Origin of the sequence: Paenibacillus sp. VT-400 (assembly GCF_001029205.1) — a bacterium.
Classification (GTDB): Bacteria; Bacillota; Bacilli; order Paenibacillales; family Paenibacillaceae; genus Paenibacillus; species Paenibacillus amylolyticus.
This window is the reverse complement of record NZ_LELF01000067.1, coordinates 638,384-655,660: the sequence shown is the minus strand read 5'-3', so window position 1 is coordinate 655,660 and position 17,277 is coordinate 638,384. Positions and strand designations below refer to the sequence as shown.

16 protein-coding genes are annotated in these 17,277 nt (G+C 46.3%); 3 read left to right on the top strand and 13 right to left on the bottom strand.

Features of this window, described 5'->3' with window-relative positions:
- Positions 1–9 precede the first annotated feature (9 nt).
- The 3 genes from EL84_RS13565 to tkt form a co-directional block, all read right to left on the bottom strand.
- Entirely contained in the window at positions 10–1,365 is a 1,356-nt protein-coding gene (locus EL84_RS13565) for a glucose-6-phosphate isomerase (protein ID WP_017689982.1), read from the bottom strand.
- Positions 1,366–1,601: 236 nt separating this feature from the next.
- Positions 1,602–1,919 carry a pyrimidine/purine nucleoside phosphorylase gene (locus tag EL84_RS13560; protein ID WP_017689983.1) on the bottom strand — a complete coding sequence of 106 codons (318 nt, stop codon included), beginning with the start codon at positions 1,917–1,919 and terminating at the stop codon, positions 1,602–1,604.
- A 153-nt stretch (positions 1,920–2,072) separates the two neighbouring features.
- Positions 2,073–4,115, bottom strand: coding sequence for a transketolase (gene tkt, locus EL84_RS13555; protein WP_036610788.1), 2,043 nt, complete (start codon positions 4,113–4,115; stop codon positions 2,073–2,075).
- A gap of 436 nt (positions 4,116–4,551) precedes the next feature.
- On the opposite strand from tkt, the gene EL84_RS13550 reads away from it, so the two are divergent.
- Positions 4,552–5,031 carry a hypothetical protein gene (locus EL84_RS13550; RefSeq protein WP_047842041.1) on the top strand — a complete coding sequence of 160 codons (480 nt, stop codon included), beginning with the start codon at positions 4,552–4,554 and terminating at the stop codon, positions 5,029–5,031.
- 74 nt (positions 5,032–5,105) lie between these two features.
- Here the strand turns inward: EL84_RS13550 and purU are convergent, their stop codons facing one another.
- Together purU and EL84_RS13540 are read right to left on the bottom strand one after the other, a co-directional pair.
- Positions 5,106–5,999 (bottom strand): formyltetrahydrofolate deformylase, encoded by an 894-nt coding sequence (gene purU / locus EL84_RS13545; protein WP_047842040.1) that lies wholly within the window; start codon positions 5,997–5,999, stop codon positions 5,106–5,108.
- A gap of 42 nt (positions 6,000–6,041) precedes the next feature.
- Positions 6,042–7,148, bottom strand: a complete 1,107-nt coding sequence (locus EL84_RS13540; RefSeq protein WP_047842039.1) for a deoxyribonuclease IV — start codon at positions 7,146–7,148, stop codon at positions 6,042–6,044.
- 170 nt (positions 7,149–7,318) lie between these two features.
- On the opposite strand from EL84_RS13540, the gene EL84_RS13535 reads away from it, so the two are divergent.
- Complete coding sequence (locus EL84_RS13535; protein WP_036610792.1) at positions 7,319–7,786, top strand: DUF2621 domain-containing protein; 468 nt, start codon at positions 7,319–7,321, stop codon at positions 7,784–7,786.
- Positions 7,787–7,945: 159 nt separating this feature from the next.
- Entirely contained in the window at positions 7,946–8,857 is a 912-nt protein-coding gene (locus EL84_RS13530) for a TIGR01777 family oxidoreductase (protein ID WP_047842038.1), read from the top strand.
- A 12-nt stretch (positions 8,858–8,869) separates the two neighbouring features.
- Here EL84_RS13530 and EL84_RS13525 read toward each other — a convergent pair whose 3' ends face one another.
- From EL84_RS13525 to EL84_RS13490, 8 genes are all read right to left on the bottom strand, one after another.
- Positions 8,870–10,597: a DUF6382 domain-containing protein gene (locus EL84_RS13525; protein ID WP_161799428.1), complete on the bottom strand. Its 1,728-nt coding sequence runs from the start codon at positions 10,595–10,597 to the stop codon at positions 8,870–8,872.
- Between the two features lie 382 nt (positions 10,598–10,979).
- Positions 10,980–11,495 (bottom strand): prepilin peptidase, encoded by a 516-nt coding sequence (locus tag EL84_RS13520; RefSeq protein WP_047842036.1) that lies wholly within the window; start codon positions 11,493–11,495, stop codon positions 10,980–10,982.
- Positions 11,496–11,506: 11 nt separating this feature from the next.
- On the bottom strand, positions 11,507–12,538 hold the full coding sequence (locus tag EL84_RS13515; protein WP_047844173.1) for a hypothetical protein: 1,032 nt from the start codon (positions 12,536–12,538) through the stop codon (positions 11,507–11,509).
- A 29-nt stretch (positions 12,539–12,567) separates the two neighbouring features.
- The gene (locus tag EL84_RS13510; RefSeq protein WP_053061480.1) at positions 12,568–14,685 is read right to left on the bottom strand and encodes a hypothetical protein; all 2,118 of its coding nucleotides are present in this window, start codon (positions 14,683–14,685) and stop codon (positions 12,568–12,570) included.
- Positions 14,686–14,776: 91 nt separating this feature from the next.
- Positions 14,777–15,451, bottom strand: a complete 675-nt coding sequence (locus EL84_RS13505; RefSeq protein WP_047842035.1) for a TadE/TadG family type IV pilus assembly protein — start codon at positions 15,449–15,451, stop codon at positions 14,777–14,779.
- The gene (locus EL84_RS13500) at positions 15,435–15,623 is read right to left on the bottom strand and encodes a Flp1 family type IVb pilin (RefSeq protein WP_047842034.1); all 189 of its coding nucleotides are present in this window, start codon (positions 15,621–15,623) and stop codon (positions 15,435–15,437) included. Before EL84_RS13500 ends, EL84_RS13505 begins: the two co-directional genes overlap by 17 nt.
- Before the next feature lie 11 nt (positions 15,624–15,634).
- Positions 15,635–16,504 carry a type II secretion system F family protein gene (locus EL84_RS13495; RefSeq protein WP_047842033.1) on the bottom strand — a complete coding sequence of 290 codons (870 nt, stop codon included), beginning with the start codon at positions 16,502–16,504 and terminating at the stop codon, positions 15,635–15,637.
- Between the two features lie 12 nt (positions 16,505–16,516).
- Positions 16,517–17,260: a type II secretion system F family protein gene (locus EL84_RS13490; RefSeq protein WP_047844171.1), complete on the bottom strand. Its 744-nt coding sequence runs from the start codon at positions 17,258–17,260 to the stop codon at positions 16,517–16,519.
- Positions 17,261–17,277: the final 17 nt, after the last annotated feature.

Here is a 17,277-nt window from a genome sequence, read left to right as displayed (position 1 = left end):
ACTAATGAATTATTCGGAAAGTCTCGCTTCGAGCGCTGCTTTCTCTTCTTCAAAGCCTGGTTTGCCCAGCAAAGCGAACATATTTTTCTTGTAAGCTTCCACGCCTGGTTGGTCAAATGGATTGACGCCCAGCAGGTAGCCACTGATACCGCATGCTTTTTCAAAGAAGTATACCAGATATCCGAAAGAATATGGAGTCATATCTGGAATGTTCACAATCAGGTTTGGTACTTGACCATCCGTATGTGCAAGCAGTGTTCCTTGGAACGCTTTTTTGTTAACAAAGTCCATAGTTTTTCCTTCAAGGAAGTTCAAACCATCCAGATCGTCCGGATCGGATTTGATTGAGATATGCTCAGCAACTTCAGTAACCTGGATAACAGTTTCGAAGATATTCCGGCTACCTTCCTGGATGAATTGACCCATGGAGTGCAAGTCTGTAGAGAAATCAACGGATGCAGGATAGATCCCTTTGTAGTCTTTACCTTCACTCTCTCCAAACAGTTGTTTCCACCACTCGGATACGAAGTGCAGAGATGGCTCATAGTTTACAAGAATCTCAGTGCCTTTGCCTTTGCGATACAATGCGTTACGAACAGCAGCATATTGATATGCTTCATTCTCAGCTACGTTCGGATTGCTGTATTCTTTGGATGCGTCAGCCGCACCTTGCATCATTTCTTCGATGCTGATACCCGCTGCTGCGATTGGCAGCAAACCTACAGCTGTCAGAACGGAGTAACGTCCACCTACATCATCCGGGATAATGAAAGATTCGTATCCTTCTGCATTTGCCAGTTCTTTCAATGCACCGCGCGCTTTGTCTGTTGTAGCATAGATGCGTTTGCGAGCTTCTTCTTTACCATATTTCTCTTCCAGCGCTGCACGGAAGATACGGAATGCAATAGCCGGCTCTGTTGTTGTACCGGATTTGGAGATAACGTTGACGGAGAAATCTTTGCCTTCTACCAGATCCAGCAAATGAGTTACATATGTGGAACTGATATTGTTTCCTGCAAAATAGATTTCAGGCGTTTTGCGTTTGTCTTTTGGCAGATTGTTATAGAAAGAGTGAGTCAGCATTTCAATCGCTGCACGTGCACCCAGGTATGATCCACCGATACCGATAACGATCAGTACTTCGGAGTCGCTTTGGATTTTGGCAGCCGCTTTTTGAATGCGGGCAAACTCTTCTTTGTCATAAGCCGTTGGCAGGTCAATCCAGCCCAGATAATCGGAGCCTGTTCCTGTTCCGTTGTGAAGCTGCTCATGAGCCAGACGAATCGGTTCTGCGAAATAATCCACTTCGTGCTGATTTACAAATTGCAATGCCGTGCTATAGTCAAATGTCACTTTTTTTGCCATGATCTCAAAAACCTCCTGATTTCGATTATAGTGCGTGTTCAAACTTTGTAATCAAAAGCGGACTTTTTGAACAACCTCTTATATTATGTCCGTATTCCATTCTAAACAACTTGCCTTAAGGATACTTCAAATCCACGGGGCTGACAAGCTTGCAGCTCGAACTTTGTCGTTAGAATTCAAGAAGCAAAAAGGGTAAACCGAATCCGCAGGTTGCGGTTCTGCTTACCCTTCTTATGTTATTCCGCCGGGTACGAGCAGACGTAGTCAGTAACGCTGCGTATCTCCAGTTTAAATTTGGATTCGGCAGGCACGTGGAACGTAGCTTGGCCTTGAATCTCTTGCCACTCTTCTTCTCCGGGAAGCAATACTTTCAGATCTCCGGACAGAATCTCCATAATTTCACGGGAATCCGTACCGAACTCATAACTGCCTGGAAGCATGATGCCCAGAGTCACTTTGCTGCCATCCCCCAAAATAACCGTTCTGCTGGTTACCTGACCATCATAATAAATGTTGGCCTCTTTCACTACACTGACTTGATCGAATTGTGACATGCGTACCCGCTCCCCTGAAGTTAATGAAAACAAAAGGCAAAACAGATCAGGGCGATAACGAACGAATCACCGCCCATCTCTGCGGAAATAACTTACTGCCATGGATCAGGACAGCATGATGCTCTCCCAACCATAACAACGCTTATGAAGCTATTACAGCAATGCTTTTACGCGGCTAACCACGTTATCCACTGTAAAGCCATATTCTTGGATAACACGGTCGCCAGGCGCGGAAGCACCAAATGTGCTGATTCCGAGAATGTCACCTTGATCGCCAACATATTTCTCCCAGCCCATTGGATAAGCCATTTCAATCGCAAGACGAGCTTTAACATCCGGAAGAAGAACGGACTCTTTGTAAGCTTTATCTTGTTTCTCGAACAGATCCCAACTTGGCATGCTGATTACGCGAACTTGGATGCCTTGTTCTGCAAGTGCTGCTTGAGCTTTAACAGCCAATTGCACTTCAGAACCTGTAGCGATAATTTGTGCTACCGCTTTGCCATCTTTTGCATCAGAGACAACATAAGCACCACGTTTCACGTTCTCACGTGAACCTTCAACGGTACCTTCCAGGATCGGCAGGTTTTGACGAGTGAGTACGAGTGCAACCGGGTTGCTCTTGTTCTCAAGCGCGTAAGCCCAAGCAGCCGAAGTTTCATTACCATCAGCCGGACGAATAACCGTCAGGTTAGGAATGATACGCAGGGATGCCAATTGCTCGATCGGTTCGTGCGTAGGACCGTCTTCACCAACAGCGATACTGTCGTGAGTCAGAACATACGTTACAGGCAATCCCATCAGGGCAGCCAGACGAACAGCCGGACGCAGGTAATCGGTAAATACGAAGAACGTACCTCCGAATACTTTCACACCGCTGTGCAGTGCCATACCGTTCATTGCTCCAGCCATACCGAATTCACGGATACCGAAGTAGATGTTACGGCCGGAGTAATCTTCAGGTGTGAAGTTCTCCAGGTTGTTCAAGTGAGTCATTGTGGAGCTTTCCAAGTCAGCAGATCCACCTGTCAGTTGTGGCACGTTGTGCGCCAGACCGTTCAGAGCGTTACCGGATGCTACACGAGTGGAAAGAGCTTTGTCTGTTGCTGCATATTTAGGAAGATCACGGTCCCAACCTTCTGGAAGGTCGCCGTTAATCGCTGTTTCGAATTGAGCTGCCAGCTCAGGGAAAGCTTTTTTGTACTCGGCAAATTTCTCGTCCCATGCTTTGTTAGCAGAGATACCACGATCTTTCACTTGTGCAAAGTGATCGCGAACTTCAGCTGGTACGTGGAAGTTTTCTTCGTAAACCCATTTGTAATACTCTTTAGTCAATTTGGCTTCGTCTGCACCCAGTGGAGATCCGTGAGTACCGCCGTGGCCGCCTTTACCTTGTTTGTTCGGGCTACCATAACCGATAACCGTTTTAACTTCGATCAGTGTAGGACGCAGTGTATCTGCTTGACCTTCCTGAATTGCTTTTTCGATTGCAGGCAGATCGTTACCATCTTCAACGCGCAGCACTTGCCAGCCATAAGCTTCAAAACGCTTCGCGATGCTTTCGGAAGAAGACAGATCCAATTTACCATCCAACGTGATGTCATTGGAGTCGAACAACATGATCAGTTTGCCCAGGTGCAAACGTCCAGCCAGGGAAGCTGATTCATGAGATACGCCTTCCATCAAGTCGCCATCACCACAGATTGCGTAAGTGTAGTGGTCAACTACGTTGAATTTGTCTTTATTGTATGTTGCGCCCAGTTGAGCTTCAGCCATCGCCATACCTACAGCCATTGCAATACCTTGACCCAGTGGGCCGGTTGTTGCATCAACACCTGCAGTATGTCCGAATTCCGGGTGACCCGGAGTTTTGCTTCCCCATTGACGGAACTGTTTCAGTTCTTCCATTGGAAGATCATATCCGCTCAGGTGCAGCAAGCTGTACAGCAACATGGAGCCATGTCCTGCAGACAGGACAAAACGGTCCCGGTTAACCCAAGTTGGGTGGTCCGGGTTATGAGTCATCGTTTTTGCAAAAAGTTGGTACCCCATTGGAGCGGAGCCCATCGGCATACCCGGATGTCCGGAATTTGCCTTCTCAATTGCATCAATCGCCAAAGTACGTACGGTAGTAATCGACAGGTTGTCGATTGTAGTGTTCTCGTCCTTTTGAATCGCTTCGTTCTTGTCAGTCATGGTTTGTCCTCCTCATGTCTTTAGATAAGTCGGGTGCGCAAGCGAATCCCTCTCATCATACAAGCAAACCGAATTTCACAATAAGTGAATCCGCTTGAGTGTTTCATTTTGACTTATTCACTTTTGTATTGTATCACTTGGCGTGAAGCTTTTCCATAACCTTCTTTTAGAAGTTCGTGAAAAATCGGTGGTTTGTGATGAATATTCCTTGGCCTATCAAGCAAAAATCGTACTGTACAAGGTACTAAATTCCAAAAGTAGACTTAAGGAGCCTCGCAAATCCATCGCATGAAGTATAACCTTTAACCTGAAAACCATGCATTTTTTAGATATTCATCCTCAATTCACATATAATGTTCCTGAATATGGATTCGAAAGTCGGGCTGTGGTTTACTTTTTTCAGATGTACACGCGTCAATCATAGGAGGTCTCGATCATGCCAGATCCTGCTGCTCACCCATCAACATCGGCAAAACACTCATTACCCTGGATATCCGGTATTTTAACGGGAATTCTCTCGGGGGTTGTCCTGGGATTTTTCCTCAAAATGATTCAGGCCATCACAGGTGAACAAGTATATACTCTGCTGCTGAATATTGATTTTGTGCCTGGTCTTCCGCCAACCTTACCCGAATTCATTGAATTTGCTTTGCATCTCATCGTGTCCGTTGTCATCGGTATCTTCTATGTGTGGTGGGTAAGGCATTCAGGCCGCCCTATGATCAAAGGAATTTTACTTGGTGCGGTCTCGTCCTTGCTCTATATCCCACTCTCTCAATTGTCATCACGTGTGCCAGACCTGTACGATGTGTCCGCCATCCTCTACTGGATTGTAGGACATCTGCTGTTTGGTATTATGGTTGGCTTGTGCGGAAAGTATATCAACACAACAAATAAAGCGACTCCCGTTTCGTAAACGAATTGGGGTCGCTTTATTGTTAGTCTATTACGTGGTTCCGAATCAACCTTGCACAGTATTAAAGCGTGAGCTTAAAATACAACGGTTTTATTTTCGTGAACAAGAACACGGTCTTCGACATGCCATTTCACGGCACGTGCGAGCACAACACGCTCAATGGTACGTCCAATACGCTTCAGCTCGGTTACATCGTCCCCGTGGCTTACACGCTGCACATCCTGTTCAATAATCGGGCCGCCATCCAGTTCTTCCGTAACATAGTGCGCTGTCGCACCGATAATTTTGACACCGCGGTTGTACGCCTGTGCATACGGTTTACCACCCACGAAGGCTGGCAGGAACGAATGGTGAATATTAATGATTCGATTGCGGTAATGCTCAATGAACATCGGAGAGATAATCTGCATGTAACGAGCCAGAATGATCACATCCACATCGTTGCCGATGACGTCCAGTTGGCGCTGTTCCGCTTCTTTTTTCGTATCTGCTGTAACTGGGATATGATGATATGGAATGCCAAATGATTCTACATAGTCCTTCATGTCCAGATGGTTGCTGACCACAAGCGCAATATCTGCATCCAGGTCGCCTGCCTGCCATTGCCACAACAATTCAACCAGACAGTGATCTTCTTTGGATACAAAGATAGCCAGTTTCTTCTTGCGGCTGACCGCAGATAACGTCCATTCCATCTGGAAACGGCTTGCTACTTCTTCAAAATCAGCTTCCAGTTTCGGCAAATTGACCAACAATTGCGGAAGATCAAACTCAATTCGCATAAAGAACATGCCGCCAGCAGGGTCCATTGTATACTGGTCCGACTGAACAATGTTTGCACCATGCTGGTGCAGGAAATGAGATACGGCAGCTACAATTCCTGGACCATCCGGACAGGAAATAAGCATGCGCGCACGATCGGCGCGGTTTTTAGAATCAAGGCGTACTTGTTTAGCGTGGATCTCCATCGGGTTATTCTTCCTCCTTCAATTAAGCCATGACCTGCGGGATTAACCCGCAAGCCATGCAATCAAGCGATGGTTCAGTTGTTCTTCATTCAAATGCGGGAACAGAGCAGCTTCAGTCACCATGTCATAGAGACGTTCCAGCGGTTCGCGCGGATCTGCCTTTTTGGCTTTGGCATCATTTTTGAGCAACGTCCACACATCCAGAATATACGAACGAGACTCAATCTCTTTACCTTTGAAAAAGTGTTGCAACTGTTCTACTTCTGTCAGGAATTCCTGGCCGAATCGACCGGCAACATCCCCACGAAGCAGGGCAATCTCCACCTCATACATTGGACGCTGTGTCTTAGCCTCTTTACCAATCCAAGGTGTCTCCAGAATAAATGGACGTCCTTGAAGCTTCTCATGGTTGACGATGCGGTTAATCGCTTCAAACCCGATCCAGCCAGAGCCAATTGGTGTATGACGGTCCTTGTGCGCACCCACAGCATTCTTACTATCATTAATATGCATTACGGCAATGCGGTCAAGTCCTACCGTACGATCGAATTGTTCCAGTACACCGTCAAAATCGTTAACGATATCATATCCGGCATCATGAATGTGGCATGTATCCATACACACAGTCAGGCGCTCGTTATACGTTACTTTCTCGATGATCTGGGCGATTTCTTCGAAACTGCGCCCCATTTCCGTACCTTTGCCAGCCATGGTTTCCAGAGCGATGTTCACATCTGTCTCTTTCACACCCTCCAGCACTTCATTCAATCCTTCTGCGATCCGTCCGATCCCATAGTGGGCATCTTTATCTGTAAAAGCGCCGGGATGTAATACGATGTTTTTCACACCAATGGCATGTGTACGACGGATCTCTTCCTGAAGGAAATCTACAGCCAGTCTAAACGTATTATCTTTGTATGAGCCAAGATTAACAATGTACGGTGCATGGACAACGATATCTTCCATTCCACCCTCTTGCATGGCAACCTTGCCTTCTTCAATATACATGGACTCAATTGGCTTGCGACGTGTATTCTGTGGTGCACCCGTATATATCATAAACGAACTGGAACCGTACGAGGACGCTTCCTTCGTTGCACTCAATAATCCCTTGTCCGAAAAGGACACGTGGGAGCCGATTTTCAGCATTATTGATCCCCCTTATTCTGAATTATCCCTTATTCTAACGCGATTATCGAAATAAATCTAGAAATGCGCTATAATTCGGGATAGAGGCTATTTTTGACAGCTAATATGTGGAACATGGGTAGGCGGAATCCGTCTTTCCGTGAAAATCAATGAACCGAGGTGACTCCGCAATGATTTTCGACTCCTACGCGATAATACTGAACAGCTATTCCCCCAGCAATTGGTTTATGAATACGATCGCATTCTGGACTTTTTTATTGCTAGGCAGCATGTGTATCGGTGGATTTTTCATGATGCGCAAGTTTTTGAAAGTGCTACCAAAAGCAGACGGAAAGTCCAAACTGGATTGGCAGAATTATTGGGTTGAGGCCAGCCGTCACTTATGGACAGATGAAGCCAAAGCTTTTTTGGATCAACTAGTGGAGCCTGTGCCCGGGCCATTTCGTGACATCGCCAAACATTCCATTGCTGCAGAGATCGGTAAGATTGCAGTTGAAGACAATGCCACGGAAGTATCGAGAGATCATTGCATCAAAGGATACATTATTGCCACACCGAAGCGGGATAATAAGTTTTTGGTAAAATTTTTGGAGAAAAACAAAATCGATTATTCCCCTTATCAACATTTGATTAAATAAAATAAAAGATGAGTTAAGTGGCATATAGATTTGGTTAATTAGATACAGATATGCTCCGTCAGGTAAGTTGTTCCCAACAGGCATTGCTTACCGTACGGGGCTGTTTGTCGATCCAACGGTATGTATCAGCGCAGTGAAAATACAGAGAGGATGTTTGATATGAAAATTGCCATTTGTGGAGGTACCGGATTTGTAGGAGGAGCACTTGTAGATTACTGGCTGCAAGCCGGGCACCATGTGAAAGTTATTACACGAAAACTGCCTGACTTGCATAATCCAAGTAAAAATCTTACATATATATCGTGGGAACAAGTCGAAGAACAACCTCACTTGCTGGAAGGTATGGACGCTCTCGTTAACCTTGCCGGAGAAACGCTGAATCAACGTTGGACAACCAAAGCGAAGCTGGAGATTGTTGAATCCAGAGTCACGACTGTAGCGCGGGTAGCCCGATTGGTAGAATCCCTGGAACAAAAGCCGGAAGTGGTCGTTCAGGCTTCTGCCATGGCCATCTATGGAACCTCTCCTACCGAAACCTTTGACGAGAGCAGTCCGCAAAAATCAATGAATTTCCCCTCCCGGGTCTCGGAACAATGGGAAGTTGCTGCAGATGCAATCAAAAATGTAAGACTCGTTAAAATCCGGGTGAGTCTGGTGCTTGGACATAAAAGAGGTGCTTTTCCATTGATGAAACTTCCTTATATGCTGGGTGTTGGTGGCAAGATCGGCAGTGGCAAGCAATGGACCAGCTGGATTCACATTATGGATATCGTAAGACTCATTGATTTTAGCATTCAAAATAAACAAGTGTCAGGTCCGGTCAATGCTTCCTCACCAAATCCTGTTACCAATGATGAATTCGGTCGTACGGTCGGTAAAGTGTATCATCGCCCTCACTGGTTCCCCGTACCCAGCTTCCTGATTAAAACCTTGGTCGGAGAACTATCCGTTGTCGTGCTTCAGGGGCAGAGAGTTATTCCGCAAAAAGCTCTCGACCACGGATTCCAGTTCACCTTCCCAACCTTAACCCAGGCACTGGAAGATCTGAAGCACCGCGGCTTATCTGACTGATTGAACTATGTCTTATCCAACCGACCGATAAGTGTAGACTGACTCCGCAAGTGTAAATGTGTCTCCATCCGCCAATGGATACTCCTTATACGGAGCAAGAATATTGCCCTGAAGAATGGTGCCATTGACGGAACCCAGATCCTTAATCACATAGCCCGATTTGTTCCGGCTCAATTCCACATGAGCACGGGACACGCCGGTCGCTGTGTCCACCCACTGAACCATGTCTGCTGATCTTCCGATGACAAAAGATGCTCCTTGCACATCCATCCGTTCATGTTGGTCACTGCTTCCCGATCTTCGTTCAAGATAATAAGACGCCATCACCGGGCCTGCCCCTGTAACATTACCTCCACTCAGATTCTGCAAATTTACGGTTGCCTCCGCAACTGCATCCTGTCGAATTAGCTCTGAAGTTGAAGCTACCGTTTCCACATGGCGCTGAACGAACGGTGGTTCGGAGTGTTCAGGTGTCATATGCAAATTTTGAAAACGGGAATGCTCGCTACCACCTTCTGAGGCGGATGCAACCATTTGGTTTATGCGTTCCTCTTTCCTATCAGCTGTATTCCAGCGCCAACTTTCCTGAAATTGTTCCTCTTCATCTTCCATTTGCTTACCTTTGTTCTTACCTAAATTGAATGAAAAAGACCGCTTATTCTCTGAGTCATTATGAGGGCTTCCCTTGCGCTTCCACGTCCATCCTGCTACACCAAACAAGCCAAGGCTTAGTACCATGCACAGGATCATCTGCGTCTGTCCTGGTTGCTCCATGTAAATAAATCTCCATACCAATGCCATGGCAACCATACAGCCCAATATGATATAAGTTACTTTGGAAGATCCGGGCTTTTCCTCCACTTCCATATCAACACGCTCTAACGAATCATACGAGTTACTTCCTCTCTTATCCATACCGTTTGAACTCTCTAATGGAACTTGCTCAGGTGAGCGCCTGCCTGGAAAGGTTCGAGATCTCACCGGAATGTCTTCCACCTCGATTTCATATGTTTTCTGCGGCTGACGGAAATTTAGTTGCGGTCCCACAGCAGCATTTTGAATGGGAGCACCGGATTGATATGGCCGAGAAGTACCCGTGGCTAGCCTGCTATCTCGCTCAGAAATCGACGAATGAAGATCACCTCTTGGATCATTGGGTGTTTCCGAAGTTCTGGACGAGAGAAATGCTGCGCCTCCTCCATTCTCTTGCTCGTCAGCGTATAATTCCAACAGAAGCTCTCGCAACTGTCTTATATCCCAGCGTTCGTTGTCACATAACTGCAGAACACGCTGAATGCCTTCTCCCTGCAGTTCCTGTACATGTGCCATCAGCCTGATCACCAGTTCACGGAATTGCTGAGACGTTGGATCAACTTCAACTGTATCCATAATTGGTACATATACCATCCCAAGTTCACCCTGTTCGAATGAACCGTTAATGAACAAGTACTCTTCCTGGATCAATAATTTACGGGGCTCCAACATATACTGTCGGCATTCCATGAAGGCATCGGCTAGTTGGAACAACAAACCATACAGAACACGCAATTTGATTTTGCTTGACTTTAACATCTGAGATAACATCTTGTACCCTGATATGTCGTACTGCAAAGTTACATTTCGATCGACTTCCCGAATATGAACAGGAAGAAGTCGCGGAATCTGATTGGAGGACAACATCCCCATCTGTACACGGCTCAATTCCTCCATTCGTAACCCGTCTGCTTTCTCCAAAACCATGAAAGCCCCACCATTACGAATAAAATCTCTCGTTAGTCCATACATGCCAATCCTCTCTTTCCATTGTTATATAGGATCAACTAAAGAAAGTTACACTGGGTACTTCGATGACGGAACAACCTTCCGATCGCTGTTATCCCCAGATTTCTTGATTCCCTTGGTAAAAAGGAAAATCCGGGGATAAAGGCAAAGCATATGCTTCCGATGCAGCTTTCTTTCAGAAAGCTTTTAGCTCCGCTTCTTCAGGTTTTTTCCGTCCTCTCCGTTCTCGTGTAAAAAGTTTAGTTGATATAAGTTGAGTTACAATACACCACACTCTTCCACTCCAATCGCAGTGCTATCTTCGATCACTGTTATCCTAATGTTTTCCAGACTCCTGATATCAAGGGAAAAGTCCTGAGACAAGGACCGTGATAAATCCAGGTAACACCGCCAGCATAAACGGAAACTTCAATGTCTTCTCTTTATTTACCAGCTTGAGCGAACCGAGCATAAAAAAACCTGCAAGACTACCTGCCATGCCTCGAATTCTCTTCGCTGAATCTTTACGGAATAGAAGTATCACTAGACCAATTGCGCCCGCGTACAAAACGGAGTAAATAATGACATGAATGCCAAAAGCAAGTCCCGTCCATGCGCCAATCCCACCAAACAATTTCACATCTCCTGCCCCTACGGCTCCAATCGCATACATCAGAAACAAAATGCCAAAACCTGCTACAAATCCAGCGGCTGAAAACAAGAAACCATCCCAACCTTCCCATATGATATGGGCCAAGACGCCAGCAACAGTCACGGGTAAAGTCAATCGATTTGGAATTTTCATTGAACGAATATCTGTAATAAAAGCTGCAATGATGTATATGCCACAGGCAATGTAAAACCACTCCACCTCCATCATCTCCTCACTTATTTTCTGGAGGTCACGGTAAACGTAGTCTCCGTCTTGGCACCGTCCCCTGTCTCGACAACAAAACTCCATGTTCCTTCTGTTGTCCGAGTACCAACAAACCAATTCCATTCAATAATTCCATTCTCATCTGCGGTGGCCCAGCCGATGTGCTTCGCAGAACTTTCACCTGACTTGTAAAATATCGTTAAGTTGGCTGTCGCTCCTGGTTCTACCTTCACCTTGATCGTTGCATTGTTGCCTATGTATGCCGGGTCAGGCTTCGACAGTACCGTTGCTGAACCCGCAGTATCCCCGTCTCCTGCACTGCCATCTGATCCTTCTCCGGTATCTCCAATCCATACCCGTTCTGCCGCAGCAGCCTGAATCCGAAGTGGTTTACTGAGAAAGGGGACTTTTATAGGCAATTCATAACTCAGTTCAAGTCGGAAGTATGGATTTGTTTTGTTTTTGAGATCTGGTATCGAAATACCATTCACATGAACACGTTCCATATTAAGCAGCGTTGGCTCGATAAAAGGCTGAAGCAGCGGTTTTACCGTGGGATCAAGTACGGTTTCCAAGACGGATGTTTTGATCTCCTGTAGTGGCTGTTCACCACTGGCCGCCGCTGAACGTACCCAATCACTTAAAGGCTCGGGTAGAGAAGAAGCATAACCTTCTGCCCATTCCGTCAGTGATAACTCTGGTATCTTCCAGCCCCCTCCTGAACCTTCTCCGCCGGCAGAATTAGAAGGTGTGAATGCAAGCGAAACGGGATATATTTTCGTTGACAATTGCTTCACCGCTTCACCCGCCGTGCTCTGTAACGCTGTGGAGATTAGAGTCATTTGCACTATGAAGATGAGAAACATGATAAAGAATAGAAAGACAGGTAACACCAGTGAAGCTTCCAGAACCATGCTACCCTGTTCCTTTTTTGGAGAACATATCTGCTTTTTGAGAGACTTCAAACGCTGCAATCTGATTATTCGTGTTAAACGAATCTGCTTTTGTGCGCTTTCTTTTTCATAATGTTGCTGCTTATCCATAATCCCTCCACCGAAACGATCCTGATCATTCAATAGGAATAATCCGCCTTCCGCTCAATGAAAAATCGTCCATCTTCAACTTGGTCCGCACTACCCATAACTGCACCTATGCTTCTAACCACCCCTGGTAAAAACCACAACTTGATGCTACTACGCATGTTACCCGAAGCATACGTCTGTTTCTCATCCGGATTCACACCCGTATTCAATCGAATTAGCGCCAGCATTCTGGACATTTTGCGTTCATTGTTGCTATGCATCAATAGGAACAATCGGAGATGGTCCCTGTACGTCAGTTTGACTTTGATATACTTGGACAATTCCACACTGCCCTCTTTTGCTAGTTTCAACATATCCGCGATGGCGTTTGTAATCCCATATAAGATTGCCGCCGATAAAACCAGAAGTGGATTCCCAAGCTTGCTGTGCTCAATTAACCCTTCTGCCGTCCGAATAGCCAGCCGCATACCAAATATCTCCGCATATGCCGCAGCGATGTTACCCGAAGGATTATGAAACCCGTAAACGATATACTCCAGTTCCTGATTCTCCAGTTTGAAAACATCACCAGCATCTCCACTACCTTCAGTCCAGGTAAATAACTGACCAAAATCCATGGAATTGAAATAGGCTAAAGCATATTCATTCTGAAATAATTCGTCGCCAAGACTGTCCAGCAGACCGGACATCCCGCCAAACAAACTATCCATTCCCTTCATGGCATCGCCACCAGAGTCGTAGGGGTCACCCGCAATCTCTGTCTTTTTGGCTTCCTCACGACTAGCCTCATTAAAAGAAATATTAGCGTTGTAATATTCCTCCAACTGTTTGAAAGCGTCCATGGAACCCGAACTTCCATTCTTAATCTGCGACAAGATTCGTTTGACTTCCTTCAATTTCCCTTTGGATTCTTTGTCATTCGCTTTGCGCTGGGCATCCGACCCACGACCACTCTCCAGCTCCTTCTTACTTTGGAGGATGAAATTGGCAGGACCGCTACGTACATAGGTGTCCATATATCGTTCCGTAACCTGACTGGCCTGTCTGACCGCCGGTTTAATCGGAACTCCACTCATTCCCGTAACGCTGCGAAGCTGATTATTCAACTCCATGTTGTCTCTTCTAACGTTGTCGAAGTCCGAATTCTGTGAAACCACACGTGCCTTCAACTGATCAAATAGGCTATCCTCCCTCACAAGCTCCGAGGCGAGGGAGCGTGTGCTCTTAGCTTCACTGCCTGATCCTGTAGATGCAGGACTCGTCCCAGGCAAACTCGAGTTGCCCACGTTGTCATAGCTTGCATTCTGCGAACGGTTCTCCCCCTCCGCGATCACACGTTTCATTTCCTCATTAACTTTGCGCGCTTCTTCGATTTTGGACTGTGCTTCCTCCAGCTTTGTTTGATGGGCCAGTAACGCGGGCTGTACGATCATGCTGATGCCTGTCACCACATTACCAACACCAGTCCGATAACGAGCCAGTTCCAATATGTATTGTTGCTCTCTGAACGGCAGTCCCTCATCCGCCTGTTTCTTGTTCAGATAATCTGCATAACGTGCTGCTGCCTCGGCAGCTGTCTCAGGTGTTTCTTCCAACATTTCTTCATAGATGGCTTGTGAAGGCGGGTCCATGATCAACTTCGGAAGATTTTTCAGTTTCTCCGCGGATTCCGTCTGATTGGCAATGGCTTCATCCAGTAATTCTTCACGTTTGTCATATAACTTCTGTAATTTTTTCAGCAAGTCTACCGTGTGCGCGGCTTCCTTCATCTCATCTGATATCGGTTTGAACCGATTGATCACTTCAAGGGTAAAATCAACCGGAGCCCGATACTTCATATCCTCCTGAATCTGGCGATTAAATATATCGTATCTGCCCAGTTCACGCTCCATGCTCAGCGAAGTTGTATCCCACTGGATATCCAGAATGGGGAATCCATCTTTTACAGCTGAAGGCTTCACGCTATCATTCAACACTTTAGCCATAATTGCATCCCCACTGCTGTCGCCATACCCGAACAGACCATACTCCCGGAGTGATGTGTCATAGGCTGACATGACGGATCTCATCGCAGCATGATTCATGCGTTCGGTCTGCACCTTGAATGCCGCTATACGAGCGTAATCAATAAATATAGCGACAAACATATAAACTCCGGCCAATATTAATATTAAAAAAAGGGTTACGGCTCCCGACTCACCGTCTTTTTTTCTTAACAGCTCCGCCCTCCTCCTTTTCTCACTTTTTGCTTTTGCCAAAATGCTGCACAACCTGTCCGGCTTCTGCCGCTGTACTGGTCGCCGCACCGCCTTTTCCTTTAAACTTGGCTGCGTAATACCGGATTAAATCTACCGTTCGAATGAATTCAACCGGTTCAACTACTGCGGACGATCCTTGAGTGAGGACACGGTTACCTGAATCGAACAAAAAAGAAGGAAGAGGCAAAGAAATTACTTGTTCCAGCTTGGTGGTTACTTTCCGCTGAATCAGAGAATTCTGATACTCAATCGTTCCTTTCATAGCTGAGGGCATATGTTGCACCGCTTGTGCTAATTTCTGTTCCGAGAGATTGCCACCTTCACCACCAGGTATAGAGACGCTAACCTGATTATCCGCTCCCGCCCAGCCAAACAGTGCTCCAAGCATACGATCGTCCGTCAGTCTCCAGTACAGATTGTCATGTTCTCCAACACCATATTCACCTGTCATCGCCTGCTTGTGGCTGTTGTCCCAGCTATAGGCTACACGTTCGGAAGCTGCATAAGCATGTTGATTCAGGAATGTCTTTTGATACATGTACATGGTAAAGAAGAGCAACAACACAAGAATAAACAGCACAACAGGGAAGATCAGGGAGGCTTCAACGGTGAAGCTCCCTTCTTCCTTTTTGAACTTGTTATTCGAAGAATTCATTACTTTTATTACTCACATTAGTTAACAGTCTTTCTACCAATTTTTTAATTTGGTCTTTAAAAATCAAAGCAATAATGATAATAACTCCGATAATCAGAATCAGCTCCAACGTGCCGAGTCCGTCCTCTTCCTTCCAAAATGCGTTTACCTTGTTCTTCAATACTTCCATCATCCCAATTCCTCCTACATATTCATCATCATAAAAGCAGGTGCCCCGATCATGACCACAATCGTAAAAAAGATCAGTACCATTGGAAACACCAGTTTGGAAGAAGCCTGTTCTCCCTTCGCCCGACTGACAGCCTTGCGTTTCTCCCACAACACATGTGACAGATCCCGCAGCGCCAATACAAAGTCACCTCCCCCACGTCGGAAATTCAGCAGCACCGTTGTCGTAAAAATCGTCACTTCCTGTACACCGCAGCGACGACTGAACTGTTCAAATGATTGTTGAAACGAGTAACCATTATTCCAATCTCCCACCGTCTTTCTGAGTTCGTTGTACAGCGGATGATTCCGTTCCCCCTGGCTTGTCACACAGTGAACGATGGCACGCTGCACGGTCTCCCCCGCGCCAACCAGCAGTACAATTCGATTCAGCAGCTCAGGCAGTTCCATAAGAATATCCTGGTCTCTTCGCTGTACCTTTGTATTGAGGTCTTTGTAGAGCGCAAAAGGCAACGCTGCACCGAGCGCGAGCCCACCCACCATACCTCCGATGCCCATATCTCCAACTAGTGATAACAGGCAGCCCACCAGCAGCATGAGCCATGTATAAGTCAACATTTCAGCGCAATACAGCATCGTTTTCTCTCCGCTGTGCTGTATGCCGTACATTTTCTGAATGGCATGTTGCATTCGAAACATGAGCACTGGCAATCTGCGTCCAATCTCGAACTTGTCCAATATAAACAGGAAGGGACCATGCAATTTTTTCAGTCGTAATCCTTCCATATCCAGCTTGCGCAGATGCCGGTAGGTCTGTCCCCGGGTTCGATCCAGCACCAGCCATCCCGCTCCGAGCATCCCTGCGACTATAACGGGAAGCAGCATCGTTTCAGCTCCTTATACTTTGATATCCATAATGCGATTAATCCACAGATAACAGCAGGCGAGTACTACCAATGCTCCACTAGAGATGAGGTACCCCATCCCGCTATATAACGGCTCCATAAAGTCCTTGGCGGTCAGATTGAGGAATATCAGAAAAATAAATGGAGCGGCAAACATCACCTTTGATTCGAACTTTTTCTGCGATACCGCGACCATAATATCCTGCTGAATGTCCAGCTTCTCACCAATCACCGCAGAGGTACGACGCACCACCTCAACCAGATCCCCGCCAGTTCGTTTGCACGTAATGAACACATCTGCAAAGTTCGTAATATCTTCAATCTGCGCCCGATCCGAAAAATCCTGTAGTGCCTCTTCGATTGGTTGTCCATACTCCATCCGAGTCCGCAATATCGTGAACTCACGAATCAGATCGGTATCCGCTTCCGGGTTCAACATCCGCAGATCCTCTACGGATTCCTTGAATCCATTTTCCACCGATTTTCCTGCGGCCAGTGCCGAAGATAATGCATATAACGCTTGCTTAAAATGTAAACTGAGTGTCATTCTTTTTCGTTCCAACAGCACTTTAGTCCAATGTTTTGGCACCCATATGCAACCCGCAGCCAGGATCGCTCCAGCCAACCAGTGATGGTAGAACAGAATTCCAATGCCAAAAAACAGCAGACCGCTAATCAGCATACAGATCATTCGTTGTCTCCGGGAAAGCGTATATACGGTGTAATCCGTCAACATCTGTCTGGTTTCACCCA